At 70.5% G+C, this 13,061-nt stretch carries 11 protein-coding genes; 7 read left to right on the plus strand and 4 right to left on the minus strand.

The genetic code is table 11. From position 1 onward, the window contains the following. The first annotated feature begins 35 nt into the window (after nt 1-35). Genes ACXJJ3_RS03365 through ACXJJ3_RS03380 form a run of 4 tightly spaced genes read left to right on the plus strand, consistent with a single transcriptional unit; the run spans nt 36 to nt 4,259 of the window. Nucleotides 36-773, plus strand: a complete 738-nt coding sequence (locus tag ACXJJ3_RS03365) for a TetR/AcrR family transcriptional regulator (RefSeq protein ID WP_458168419.1) — start codon at nt 36-38, stop codon at nt 771-773. Next, nucleotides 770-2,047 (plus strand): acetyl-CoA C-acetyltransferase, encoded by a 1,278-nt coding sequence (locus ACXJJ3_RS03370; RefSeq protein WP_458168421.1) that lies wholly within the window; start codon nt 770-772, stop codon nt 2,045-2,047. Before ACXJJ3_RS03365 ends, ACXJJ3_RS03370 begins: the two co-directional genes overlap by 4 nt. An 8-nt stretch (nt 2,048-2,055) precedes the next feature. Beyond that, nucleotides 2,056-3,402: a 3-oxoacyl-ACP reductase gene (locus tag ACXJJ3_RS03375; protein ID WP_458168422.1), complete on the plus strand. Its 1,347-nt coding sequence runs from the start codon at nt 2,056-2,058 to the stop codon at nt 3,400-3,402. Next, nucleotides 3,402-4,259, plus strand: a complete 858-nt coding sequence (locus tag ACXJJ3_RS03380) for a MaoC family dehydratase (protein ID WP_458168423.1) — start codon at nt 3,402-3,404, stop codon at nt 4,257-4,259. The genes ACXJJ3_RS03375 and ACXJJ3_RS03380 overlap by 1 nt, the downstream gene beginning before the upstream one ends. A 44-nt stretch (nt 4,260-4,303) precedes the next feature. On the opposite strand, the gene thrS is transcribed toward ACXJJ3_RS03380, so the two are convergent. The 3 genes from thrS to ACXJJ3_RS03395 form a co-directional block, all read right to left on the minus strand. Next, nucleotides 4,304-5,611, minus strand: coding sequence for a threonine--tRNA ligase (thrS, locus tag ACXJJ3_RS03385; protein WP_458168425.1), 1,308 nt, complete (start codon nt 5,609-5,611; stop codon nt 4,304-4,306). A gap of 89 nt (nt 5,612-5,700) precedes the next feature. Continuing rightward, a complete protein-coding gene (locus ACXJJ3_RS03390; protein ID WP_458168426.1) occupies nt 5,701-6,546 on the minus strand; it encodes an acyl-CoA thioesterase in 846 nt (281 codons plus the stop codon). A gap of 70 nt (nt 6,547-6,616) precedes the next feature. Beyond that, nucleotides 6,617-7,531, minus strand: coding sequence for a proteasome assembly chaperone family protein (locus ACXJJ3_RS03395; RefSeq protein WP_458168427.1), 915 nt, complete (start codon nt 7,529-7,531; stop codon nt 6,617-6,619). Nucleotides 7,532-7,671: 140 nt separating this feature from the next. On the opposite strand from ACXJJ3_RS03395, the gene ACXJJ3_RS03400 reads away from it, so the two are divergent. Genes ACXJJ3_RS03400 through ACXJJ3_RS03410 form a run of 3 tightly spaced genes read left to right on the plus strand, consistent with a single transcriptional unit; the run spans nt 7,672 to nt 11,149 of the window. Continuing rightward, complete coding sequence (locus tag ACXJJ3_RS03400) at nt 7,672-8,715, plus strand: hydroxyacid dehydrogenase (RefSeq protein ID WP_458168428.1); 1,044 nt, start codon at nt 7,672-7,674, stop codon at nt 8,713-8,715. Then, a complete protein-coding gene (locus tag ACXJJ3_RS03405) occupies nt 8,715-10,625 on the plus strand; it encodes a DUF2264 domain-containing protein (RefSeq protein WP_458168429.1) in 1,911 nt (636 codons plus the stop codon). Before ACXJJ3_RS03400 ends, ACXJJ3_RS03405 begins: the two co-directional genes overlap by 1 nt. Next, on the plus strand, nt 10,622-11,149 hold the full coding sequence (locus ACXJJ3_RS03410) for a ferritin (protein WP_458168430.1): 528 nt from the start codon (nt 10,622-10,624) through the stop codon (nt 11,147-11,149). The genes ACXJJ3_RS03405 and ACXJJ3_RS03410 overlap by 4 nt, the downstream gene beginning before the upstream one ends. Before the next feature lie 11 nt (nt 11,150-11,160). Here ACXJJ3_RS03410 and ACXJJ3_RS03415 read toward each other — a convergent pair whose 3' ends face one another. Further along, nucleotides 11,161-13,059: a DUF2207 domain-containing protein gene (locus ACXJJ3_RS03415; RefSeq protein WP_458168431.1), complete on the minus strand. Its 1,899-nt coding sequence runs from the start codon at nt 13,057-13,059 to the stop codon at nt 11,161-11,163. Nucleotides 13,060-13,061: the final 2 nt, after the last annotated feature.

The following is a 13,061-nucleotide window of genomic DNA, read 5'->3' on the forward strand; positions in this document are numbered from 1 at the left end:
GCACCATCAGGTACCACTGTGGCTAAGATCGGTGCATGAGCTCCGCGCTGCTCGCGATCGGACGCCGCCGGACCACGGCGGAGCGTCGGCGCGACCGGGAGCGGGAAATCATCCGCGCCACCCGGGAGATCTTCGACGAGCGCGGCACGATCGACGCCCAGATCGACGATATCGCCAAGCGGGTCGGGATCAACAAGGCGCTGATCTACCGGCACTTCGCCGGCAAGGAGGAGCTGTTCGCGCTCACCCTGGTCGACTACCTCCAGGAGCTCGAGGACAGCCTGCAGGGCAAGGACAGCCCGCGCAGGACCCCGCTCAACCGGCTCAGAGCGCTGAGTGAGACGTTCGTGGACTTCTGTCTCGGCTACCCGGCGTTCACGGACTGCGCGATGAGCCTGCTCCGCCGGACCGGCGAGGAGCTGTTCGGCGAGATCACCGAGCCGGTGATGGTCAAGCTCGGTACGGCGATGGCCGCGCCGCTGGACCGGATCGCCGCGATTCTCGAGGCCGGGCAGCGTACCGGCGTCTTCGCCGAGGTGGACACCGCCTACCTCGCCAACCATCTGTACACGCAGACCCTCGGGTCGTTGCACATGGCAAGGGTCGGTCTGATCGTGTCGGGCCGCCGGCCCGGTCATCCCGTAGTGCATCATGCCGATGTCGGCACCGTCCGGTCGACCGCGATCACCGCGACCCTGGCAACCGCGGTGGGACAGAAAGCCCTGACAACCAAGACCCGTTCCGCGAGAGCCAGAGCAGGAGAGACATCGTGACCGAACCACGCAAGGTGGCCGTGGTCGCCGGCAACCGGATCCCGTTCGCCCGGCAGGACAAGACCTACCGGCACGCCTCGAACTCCGACATGCTCACCGCCGCGCTGAACGGTCTGGTCGACCGGGCCGGTCTCGGCGGCCAGGAAGTCGGCGAGGTGGTTGCCGGCGCGGTCCTCAAGCACGCCCGCGACTGGAACATGGTCCGCGAGGTGGTGCTCGGGTCGAAGCTCGCGCCCACCACCCCGGCGTACGACATCCAGCAGGCCTGCGGCACCGGCCTGGAGGCGGCGATCCTGGTCGGCAACAAGATCGCGCTCGGCCAGATCGACGCGGGCATCGCCGGCGGCGTCGACACCGCCTCGGACGCGCCGCTGGCCGTCAACGACCACCTCCGCAGCGTGCTGCTCGACCTGAACCGCGCGAAGACGTACCCGGACCGCCTCAAGGTGCTCGCCCGGGTCCGGCCGAAGGACGTCGTACCGGAGATCCCGCGGAACGCCGAGCCACGGACCCGGAAGTCGATGGGCGACCACGCCGCGCTGACGGCGCTGGAGTGGGGCATCACCCGCGAGGCGCAGGACGAGCTCGCGTACCGCTCCCACGTCAACCTGGCGAAGGCGTACGACCGCGGCTTCCAGCAGGACCTGATCACGCCGTACCTCGGGCTCGAGAAGGACCAGAACCTCCGCCCGGACACCACGCTGGAGAAGCTCGCGAAGCTGAAGCCCGTCTTCGGCAACGGCGAGACCGCGACGATGACGGCCGGGAACTCGACCCCGCTGACCGACGGCGCGTCGACCGTGCTGCTGTCCACCGACGAGTGGGCCGAGCAGCACGGTCTGCGGCCCCTCGCGTACCTGACGCACTCGCAGACTGCGGCCGTCGACTACGTGAAGGGCGCCGAGGGTCTCCTGATGGCTCCTGCGTATGCGGTGCCAAGAATGCTCCAACGGGCAGGGCTGAGCCTCCAGGACTTCGACTACTACGAGATCCACGAGGCGTTCGCCTCCCAGGTGCTGGCCACGCTGAAGGCATGGGAGGATCCGATCTTCTGCAAGGAACGGCTCGGACTGGACGCTCCGCTCGGCGAGGTGGACCGGGACAAGCTGAACGTGAACGGTGGCTCGCTGGCCGCGGGGCATCCGTTCGCGGCGACCGGCGGGCGGATCGTCGCCGCGCTGGCGAAGCAACTGGACGAGAACGGTGGCGGCCGCGGGCTGATCTCGATCTGCGCCGCGGGTGGCCAGGGTGTCGTCGCCATCCTCGAGAAGTAGGAGCTGAGATGACGGATCGCTACCAGACCTTCACCCGGACGCCGCTCGGCAAGACGCTGGTGAAGAACCTGGGTCTGCCCGACCCGCTGCCGCTGCCGCGCTGGACCGAGGGTGCGCCGGTGATCGACGGGCCGGTCGTCTTCGGCGCGATCGGCGAGTCCGACGCGGGCAAGGCGATCCAGGCCCTGCTGCGCGACATCGGTGCCGGTTTCAGTACGGCGACCGAAGGCGTCGCGTCCAGCGAGATCCGCCCGAAGGCGCTGGTCTTCGACGCGACCGGCGCGACGTCGACCGCGGACCTGTCCAGCCTGCAGCGGTTCTTCTCGCCCGTCATCCGCCAGCTTGCCCCGGCCGGCCGGGTGATCGTGGTCGGCCGGACGCCGGAGCTCGCCGCCAGCACCGACCAGCACGTCGCGCAGCGCGCGCTGGAGGGCTTCACCCGCAGCCTCGGCAAGGAGGTGAAGCGCGGCGCCACGGTCAACCTGGTGTACGTCGCCCCGGACGCGCACGAGCAGCTCGACTCGACGCTCCGCTTCTTCCTCTCCCCCAAGTCGGCGTACGTCGACGGCCAGGTCGCGCGGATCGGTACCGGTCCGCTGGTCAGCAACGATCCGCACCGCCCGCTGGCCGGCCGTACGGCGCTGGTCACCGGAGCGGCCCGTGGGATCGGCGCCGCGATCGCGAACACGCTGGCCCGCGACGGCGCGACCGTGATCGGCGTCGACGTACCGCAGAACGCGGACCCGCTGCGCAAGGTGATCTCGAAGATCGGCGGCACCGAACTGCTCCTCGACGTGACCGCGGTCGACGCCGCGCAGCGGATCGCGGCGCACGCGCAGGAGCAGCACGGCGGCCTCGACGTGGTCGTGCACAACGCCGGCATCACCCGCGACCGGCGGCTGGTGAACATGCGCACCGACGCCTGGGACGCCGTCCTGGACGTGAACCTGCGCGCCCCCGAGCGGATCACCAAGCACCTGGTGGAGTCCGGCGCGCTCCGCGACGGCGGCTCGATTGTCGGCGTGTCGTCGATGGCCGGGATCGCCGGCAACAACGGCCAGACGAACTACGCGACCTCGAAGGCCGGCGTGATCGGTCTGGTCGAGGCGCTCGCGCCGGTACTCGCGGACCGGCAGATCCGGATCAACGCGGTGGCGCCGGGCTTCATCGAGACCGCGATGACCGCGAAGATCCCGTTCGCGATCCGCGAGGTCGGCCGCCGGATGAACTCGCTGCAGCAGGGCGGGCTGCCGATCGACGTGGCCGAGGCGATCGCCTGGTTCGCCGACCCGGCGTCCGCGGGCCTGACCGGCAACGTGGTCCGCGTCTGCGGCCAGAGCCTGCTGGGGGCCTGATGCCGATCCGCCGGTACGACGACTCCCCCGGCCTCGGCTCGCTGTACGCGCGGACCGTGAAGGCGACGTTGCGCCGCGCCGACTACGAGCCGACCGAGGACGGCCTCACGCTCGAGCTGCCGCGGTCGGCGGTCGACCAGGACCACCTGACGGCGTACCGCGAGGTCACCGGGTTCCAGGCCGGCCCGACGCTGCCCCCGACGTACCCGCATGTGCTGGCCTTCCCGCTGCACCTGGACCTGATGTCCGACCCCTCGTTCCCGTACAAGCCGATGGGGATCGTGCACCTGTCCAACACGATCACGCAGCAGCAGCCGATCCCGCTGCACGCGGAACCGTCGATCCGCGTGCACAGTACGCCGGAACGCCCGCACCCGAAGGGCACCGTGTTCGACGTGATCAGCGAGGTCTTCGTCGACCACGAACTGGTCTGGAGCGACCTGACCACGCTGCTCAGCCGCTCTGCCGGGACACCCGACGCCCACGCGGACCTGCTGCCCGACCCGGTGCTGGCCGGGAACGCCTGGTGGGACCTGCGCGGCAACCTCGGCCGCCGGTACGCCGCCGCGTCCGGCGACCGGAACCCGATCCACCTGTTCAAGCTCACCGCGCAGGCGTTCGGGTTCCCGCGCCAGATCGCGCACGGCATGTGGGCCAAGGCCGCCGCGCTCGCCTCCGTCCAGCGCGCCGGCGTGCTGCCGGACGCGTTCACGGTCCGCGTGGACTTCCGGAAGCCGTTGCTGCTCCCGTCGCGGACGCAGTTCGGCTACCAGCAGGACGGCAAGACGCTGGACTTCGCGCTGTACGACGATTCACACGACGTGACGCACCTGATCGGGCAGCTCCAGGAGAGCTGAACCGCCAGGCCATCACAATCACGCTCCACCGCCGGCGCTCACGCTCACACCGCCTCCTCGCCGGCAATTGCGATGGCCTGGGGCTCCGCCTCCCGCCGGATCCGGTCGAGCACCGGCCCGATCGGGGCGGGATCCCAGCGGCGGCCGTCGCGTTCGCGGATCGCCAGCGCGCCGTCGGCCGCCTCGCGGGCCCCGATGACGGCCTGGTACGGCGCCAGCCGGTTCTCCCGGATCCGCGCGCCGAGGCTGCCTTCGTCCGCGTGCGCGACCTCCACCCGGAGCCCGCGGTCCGACGCCCGCCGCGCGACCTGCACGGCGAGCTGTTCCTCGGCGTCCGAGATCGGCAGTACGACGACCTGCACCGGCGCGAGCCACGCCGGGAACGCGCCGCCGTGCACCTCGATCAGCTGCGCCATCGCCCGCTCGATGCTGCCGACGATCGCCCGGTGCACCATCACCGGCCGGTGTTTGTTGCCGTCGGCACCGATGTACTCGAGGCCGAACGCGGCCGGCTGGTGGAAGTCGATCTGGACGGTCGACAGGCTGAACTCGCGACCGGCCGAATCCATCATCTGGATGTCGATCTTCGGCCCGTAGAACGCCGCGTCGCCCGGCGCGTCCTCGTAGTCCACGCCCGCGTCCTTCAGTACGCCGCGGAGCAGTTCGGCCGCCTCCGCCCAGCTCGCCGCGTCCCCGACGTACTTGCTCGCCGGGCTGTTGAACTCCGCGTCCTCGGCCGGCAGCGCGAGCACGTACCGGGAGGCCGCGATGCCCAGGTCGGCGTACGCCTGGTTGATCAGCCGGAGCGCGTCGGCGGCTTCGGCGGCGACCTGGTCGAGGCGGCAGAAGATGTGCGCGTCGTTGAGCTGCATCGCGCGGACCCGGCTGAGTCCGCCGATCGCGCCGGACAGCTCGGCGCGGTACTGGCCGCCGAGTTCGGACATCCGCAGCGGGAGTTCGCGGTAGCTGTGCGATCGGGAGCGGTACATCAGCGCGTGGTGCGGGCAGATGCTCGGTCGGAGGACGAGTTCCTCGCCGCCCATGTCCATCGGCGGGTACATGTCGTCGTGGTACTTCGCCCAGTGGCCGGAGATCTCGTACAGCTCCTTCTTCGCGAGCACCGGCGAGTACACCTGCTGATAGCCGGCTCTGCGTTCCACTTCGGCGATGTAGCTCTCGAGGGCCCGGCGTACGGCGGCTCCGGCCGGCAGCCAGTAGGGCAGGCCCGCGCCGATCAGCGGGTCGGAATCGAACAGGCCGAGCTCGCGGCCGATCTTGCGGTGGTCGTACATGGTGGTCTCCTCATTGAGATGGGGCGAGGGACCACGGGGCACGCAAAAGCCCCGGGGCACTCGCCCCGGGGCTTGGTGTGACAGTCAGCTGTCAGCGCGCCGGGACGGACTCCGGCGTCGTCGTGACTACAGCGCGCTGCGACATGCTCCTAAGTTAGCAGATCCGAATCCAGCCCGACCGGACGAATCAGTCCCTCCTGCGCGACCGACGCGACAAGGCGGCCGTCCACGGTGTACAGCCGCCCGGTGGCGAAGCCGCGCGCGCCGGACGCGGACGGCGACGCCTGGTCGTACAGCAGCCACTCGTCCGCGCGGAACGGGCGGTGGAACCAGAGCGCGTGGTCCAGCGACGCGGGCTGGATCCGGCGGTCGCCGATCACGATGCCGTGCGGCAGCAGGCTGGCGCCGAGCAGCGTGAGGTCGCTGGCGTACGCGAGCACGCAGGCGTGCAGCGCCGGATCGTCGGGCAGCGTCCCGGCGGCCCGGATCCAGAACTGCCGGCCGCTGACCCCCGCCAGCCGGACGTCGAGCGACGCCCACTCGCGGTCCCAGTCCGCCGCGGGCCGCCCGCTCTGCGCCTCCAGGACGGTGGCGAGCCGCGGTGCCTCTTCCGGCGGTACGACGTCGTCCGGCATCGGGTCCTGGTGGTCGAGACCGGGCTCGAGGCGCTGGAACGACGCCGACATGTAGAAGATCGGCTTCCCGTTCTGGGAGGCGACGACGCGGCGGCTGCTGAACGAGCCGCCGTCGCGGGTCGGCTCCGCGCGATACACGATCGGCACCGAGGTGTCGCCGGCGCGCAGGAAGTACCCGTGCAGCGAGTGCACCACCCGCTCCGCGTCGACCGTCCGGCTCGCGGCGGCGAGCGCCTGGCCGAGCACCTGCCCGCCGAACACCCGCTGCATCGAGGTCTGGGGCTGCCGTCCACGGAACAGGTCGACGTCGATCTTCTCCAGGTCGAGCAGCTCGACCAGATCCTCCAACGACTCAGGCATGCCTCATCCTGACAGGCCCAGCCGCAGTACTAGGCGGTACGCGCTGTGGAAACCGTCACGTACGACGCGGTTACTTGTCGTCGTCCCGGTTGAGCTCGGCGAGGAACTGCTCGACCTCGGCGCCGAGCTCGTCGGCCGACGGCGTGGAGTCGGCGAGGAGGCTCTTGCGGCTCAGGGAGCCGGCGGCCGCGTCGTACTGCGTCTCGAGGGCCTTGACGACGGCCGTGGCGTCCTCGGAGGCGTCGACCTGCTCGTCGACCAGGCGGCCGGTGACCGCGGCCTCGTCGAGCAGGGCCTTGCTAGGGAGCAGCAGGCCGGTCGCGGCGGAGATCGCGTGCACGAGCGCCAGCGCCGCGCCCGGGAAGCGGTTCTCGGCCAGGTAGTGCGGGACGTGAACGGCGAAGCCCATCGCGTCCTTGCCGGACTCGCCGAGGCGGACCTGCAGCATCGTGCCGGCGCTCGCGGGCAGCTGCATCTCGCCGTCCCAGATGTTCGACCGGGTGACCAGGTCGGGCCGGGTCGCGTGCGCGGTCAGGCCGAGCGGCCGGGTGTGCGGAACCCCCATCGGGATGCCATGCACGCCGACGGTGAGCGTCACGTTGTAGAGGTCGATCAGCTGCCGGACGGCGCCCGCGAAGCGGTCCCAGTGGTTGTCGGGCTCGACGCCCTCGAGCAGCAAGAAGTCCACGCCCGCGTCGTCGGTCACCAGGTGCAGCGACAGGTGCGGCGGGGTGTAGTCGGTGAACCGGTCCTCGGCGAACGTCACCTCGGGCCGCCGCGCCCGGTAGTCGTGCAGCAGGTCGACGTCGAAGCGCGCCAGCAACCGGTGGTCCAGCACCTCGAGCAGGTGGTCGGCGGTCACCCGGCCGGCCTGGCCGGCGTCCATGAAGCCGTCCAGCGAGTGCACCATGACCTTCGGCGTCGCCGCCGGGCCGGTCGCCACCGACTCGTCGACGATCTCGTAGAGGTCGTCCGGTCGCAGCATCGTCGTCTCCTTCGCATCACCAACAGGCACGTCTATTGTCCCCAACGCCGGGGCGTCGCGGACAAATTCCGGGATCAGCAAACATTCAGGAACCGGACTCGGCGCGACAACCTTGGAAAGCGCTTGCTAGGTTGGTCGTCGTGAGTCGCGAACCGAATCCCGCCCTGACCGTCATGCTGGCGATGAACGACAGCACCCGGGCCCACGTCCTGGTCCCGTCCGTCCGGCAGCGCCTGGACGCCGTCGCCACCGTGCTGCCGGCCGGCCCCGGACAGGGCAGCACCAAGCACTCGCCGGTCCCGGGCTTCCTCGACGACCCCGCCGTCCGCGCGGCGCTCGCGGACGTCGACGTACTGCTCACCGGGTGGGGCTGCCCGCGGATCGGGCCGGAGGTACTGGACGCGGCGCCGAAGCTGCGGGCGATCCTGCACGCGGCGGGCTCGGTGAAGGCGATCGTCGACCCGAGCGCATTCGACCGCGGCATCCAGGTGTCGTCGGCGGCCACCGCGAACGCGCAACCGGTCGCGGAGTTCACCGTCGCGGCGATCGTGATGGCGGGCAAGCGGGCCTTCCGGCTCGCGGCGCAGTACCGGCTGGAGCGGAGCAAGGGCGACGCGCACGGGATGCCGGGCAACTACGGGACCACCGTCGGTCTGCTCGGGGCGTCCCGGATCGCGAAGATGGTCGCCGAGCGGCTGCGCGCGTTCGACCTGCACGTGCTGATCAGCGACCCGTACCTGACCGCCGCCGAGGCTGCCGAGCTGGGCGCGGAGCTGGTCGACAACGACACGCTGTTCCGCCGCAGCGACATCCTGAGCGTGCACGCTCCACTGCTGCCCGAGACCGTCGGCCTCGTCGACGCCCGCCTGCTCGGCCTGCTCAAGGACGGCGCGGCGCTGATCAACACCGCCCGCGGCAAGATCATCGACGCCGACGCACTGCTCGCCGAGTGCTCGTCCGGCCGGATCGACGCGATCCTCGACGTCACCGACCCGGAGCCGCTGGAACCGGACTCGCCGCTGCTCGACCTGCCGAACGTCTTCGTCACCCCGCACGTCGCCGGTGCCGTCGGCAACGAGATCGCCCGGCTCGGCGAACTCGCCGTCGGCGAACTCGAACGCCTCACCGCCGGCCAGCCCCTGCAACACGCCATCAGCCCAGCCGAACTAGGAAGGCTCGCGTAGTGACTCGCTTGATCCTGCCGGACACCGACCGTGAACTGTCGCGCCAGACCGGATGGGTGCGGGCGCACTGGGAAGCGCTCGCCGACCACTTGCTGGACTCGCTCGTCCCGTACTTCTCCCCCGGCGCCTCGCTGGTCGAGCTGCCCGGCCGCCCGAGCCGCTCCGGTACGGCGTCCGACGCGCTCGAAGGGTTCGCTCGGTCGTTCATGCTGGCCGCGTTCCGGATTGCCGGCGTCCAGGGCAAGGGCTGCGAGCAGCTGATCGAGCGGTACGCGCGCGGCGTCGCGAACGGCGCGAACCCGGACCACCCGGAGGCATGGCTGCGGCTCACCCCGCGTTCGCAGCAGATGGTCGAGGCGGCCGCGATCGCGGTGTCGCTGCACGAGACCCGCGCGTGGATCTGGGACCGGCTCGACGACAAGGCGCAGCAGCACGTCGCGGACTGGCTCGGCGGGTTCAACGGGTCCGTGACACACGACAACAACTGGCGGCTGTTCCAGGTCGTCAGCGAGCAGTTCCTCGCCTCCGTCGGCGCGCCGTACCGGCAGGAGGACATCGACGGCGGCCTCGACCGGATCGAGGACTGGTACGTCGGGAACGGCTGGTACTCCGACGGCGACGGGCAGAACTTCGACAACTACATCGGCTGGGCGATGCACCTGTACCCGGGCTTGTGGGCGCGGATGGCCGCCGCGACGCCAGGAGCGCAGTACGAGGACCGGCTGAAGCTCTACAAGGAGCGCATCAGCCTGTTCCTGCAGGACGCGCAGTACTTCGTGGGGAACGACGGCGCGCCGTTGTACCAGGGGCGGTCGCTGACGTACCGGATGGCGGCCGCGGCGCCGTACTGGATGGGGGCGCTGCTCGACTCGACCCCGCTGACGCCGGGTGAGACGCGGCGGCTGTGCTCCGGGATCGCGCGGCACTTCGTGCAGCACGGGGTGCCGGACGAGCGCGGCGTGCTGACACTTGGGTGGTACGACACGTTCCTGCCGACGACGCAGCAGTACTCCGGGCCGGGGTCGCCGTACTGGGCCTCGAAGGGGTTCGTCGGGTTGATCCTGCCGCCGGAGCATCCGGTGTGGTCGGATCCGGAGGACTCGATCCCGTTGGACGACGCGGATCAGCTGAAGGCGATGCCGGAGCCAGGGTGGATCGTGCACGCGAGCCGGCACGACCAGGTGGTGCAGCTGGTCAATCACGGCGCGGATCATGCGCCGGTGGCCGAGCCCGCGGGGGTCGAGCCGTCGGGTGACGCGCACTACAACCGGCTGGCGTACGCGAACCACGCGGGGCCGGACCTGTCCGACCAGGAGCCGGGGATCGACAACCTGATCTCGCTGGTCGGGCCGGACGGTACGGCGAGCGGGCGCGGGCGGATCCGGCGGCTCGGGGTCGACGGACGGACGGCGTCCTCGTGGCACAAGGCATGGCTGGGAGCTGAGGGCCCGTGGCCGATCGAGGTCACGTCGGTCGTGTGGAACGGCTGGGAAATCCGCTGTGCCCTGGTCGAAGGACCGGACGGTGCGACGGTCCGCAGCGGAGGGTTCGCCGTAGCCGGCGACGAGTTGCCGGAGGCAACCGTAGGGGTTCGGACGGGCTCTGCCCGCAACGCGGATGGGCTGTTGTCTGCTGTGGTTGGTTTGTACGGGTATGAGGCTGCTGGTGTGCACCGCGCTGTGGGGGTGAACCCGTTCGGGGCGCACTCCGCGACGCCGTACCTGACGGTTGCGCACCGCGGGGAGCCGCTCGTGCTGGTGAATGCTGTCCTGCTCACCCGGGATGCGCTGCGACCGGAGGCTCTTGCCGAGGGCATCGACGTGCAGGTGGACGGGACCACTGTCCGGCTCGGGCTCCCCGGTGGTAACACCCAGGTGGTCGAGCTGGGACAGAGTAGATTGACGGAATGAGTACGTACGAGAAGCTCCTGCAGGACCAGATCCGGAACGAATTCACGGCGTCGCAGCAGTACGTGGCAGTCGCTGTCTGGTACGACGACCAGGATCTGCCCCAGCTGGCCGCGCACTTCTACAAGCAGTCGCTGGAAGAGCGCAACCACGCGATGATGATGGTCCAGTACCTGCTCGACAAGGACATCCGGCCGGCGATCCCGTCGGTCGGCGAGGTCCAGTCGGACTTCAAGACCGCGATCGAGCCGCTCGAGCTCGCGCTCGCGCAGGAGATCACCGTCACCAAGCAGATCGAGACGCTCGCCCGGACCGCGCGGGACGAGAGCGACTACATCGGCGAGCAGTTCATGCAGTGGTTCCTCAAGGAGCAGGTCGAGGAGGTCGCCGCGATGAAGACGCTGGTCAACGTCGCGAAGCGGGCCGGTGACAACCTGTTCCACCTGGAGGACTTCCTGGCCCGCGAGGTGGTCGGCGACGCCGGCGCCGACCCGACCGCCCCGGCCACCGCCGGCGGCGCGGTCTGACCTACCCGCTCCTACCAGCTCCCACCGCCACCGCCACCGCCGCCACCGCCTGAGGACGACGAGGACGACGAACTGGAGGAGAAGCCGGAGGACGAGCCTCCTCCGGTGGACGGTGACGGGGGTTCGGCGAACGTGCTCGAGACCGTCGTGGAGATGCTCCCGGCGGTCCAGCCGGAGTCGTAGTACGAGCTGGAGCCGGTGTACCAGGACGGCGCCGGGGTAAGCCGGCCGGAGTCGACCAGCTGCTTGCATACCTGCTGCCAGCGGTCCGCCAGGCCCAGCACGATCGCCCACGGCAGGTATTTGCTGAAGATGTCCTCGCCGTCCTCGAACCGCAGCTGGTCCGCCTCGGCCGTGCTCAGGTACTTCCGGAACCCGACGATCTGATCCGTCACCGCGCGACCGAGCGCGTTCCGGCGGCCGCCCCGCTGCTGCAGGATCAGGTCGACGAGCGCGTTCAGTACGGCGAGCACCGGCAGCGCGATCACGATCGCCGGGCCGAGCCACGGCGGCGCGCCGAACTTGATCACGTAGACGATCAGCGAGATCAACCCGACCAGAGCCGCCAGGAACACGCCGCACCCGAGCGGCACCCAGCCGTACCCGGAGGACTCGACCACCGTCGAGCGGTGCGGCAGCCGCGCGTACCACTGCCGGTCCGCGGCCTGTTTCCAGAGCGCGTCGCCCATGCTCTCCGCGGCCCGCTGCGGCCGGGTGTCGCCGATCGCCGGCCGCAGCAGCCGGACCTGCCCGCCGGGTTGCTGCTTCGGGAACAACCCCTTGAGCAGCGCCTTCTCGTGTGGGGCGGTCGCAAGCCGCGCGTCCACGAGGACGGCGGTCTGGGCGTCGTTCTCGCCCTCGATCCGGACGGCGCCGCGCACCGCCAGGTCGATCAGCGTCGCCGCGACCTCGGTGGTGTCGACCTTGCCGTCGACGAGCAGCCCGCCCTCCGCGGCGGTGATCTCCGGCGGCGCGAACGCGACCGGGATCGCCTTCTCCGCGAGGTTGTCCGGTACGGTCCGCGCGGCCAGGCCCGCGGGCGGGACGGTGCCCGGCGGCATCCCGTCGTACCGGAGGTCGCGGCGCCGGCGGACGGTGAGCTTGCCCGCCGCGATCGCGAGGACTGTGAGTACGACGGAGACGATCGCGGCCGGCCAGTTGACGCCGTACCGGGCGAGGAAGCCCGGCGGGTCCACGACGATCGGCGTGTCGTTGCTCACGGCACCGGCTTTGATGCCTACGACAACCGTCAGCTCGGAGCCGCGGACCACGTCGGTCTCCTGCGTGAAGGTCGCCTTGCCGCCGACGATCGTCTTCTCGTCGCAGCTGGCCGTCGAGCCGGACGGGCCTTCGTTGCAGGCGACCTTCGTCACGCCCTGCGGCACGGTCACCGTCACCACGACGTGGTCGAGCGGCGCCTCCCAGCTGTTGCCGGTGGCGTCCCAGTACAGCTCGCTGTGGTCGGCGAAGTGCCGGAGCGCGCCGCGTACGTCGTAGCTGATCCTGTACGTCGCGTCCCGCCCGGAGACCGTCTGGTCCGACGAGCCGATCTTGATCCGCAGGACCTGATTGCGAGCCTTGTTCGACTTGGTCGTGGCCGTGGAGAACTCGGCCGGCGCGTTCGGCGAGGACACCTGGATGTTCGACACGTCGTACCGCTGGTCCTTCGAGCGGTTGTCGACGGACGGCTCGCGGGTCACCAGGTCGCGGAAGATCCCGTGCCGGCCGGAGTCGCCGAAGTGGTACTCGATCGTCTCGGTGACATGCAGTACGCCGTCCGCGGACACGTCGTACGCGATCGCCATCGACGTGACCCGGTCGCCGATCGCGGCCGACGCGGGAACGGCGTACCCGGCCAGCGCGATCGCGACCACGAGCAGACTGACGACAACCCCGAGCGCACGACGCATGC

The organism is Kribbella sp. WER1 (assembly GCF_054189145.1).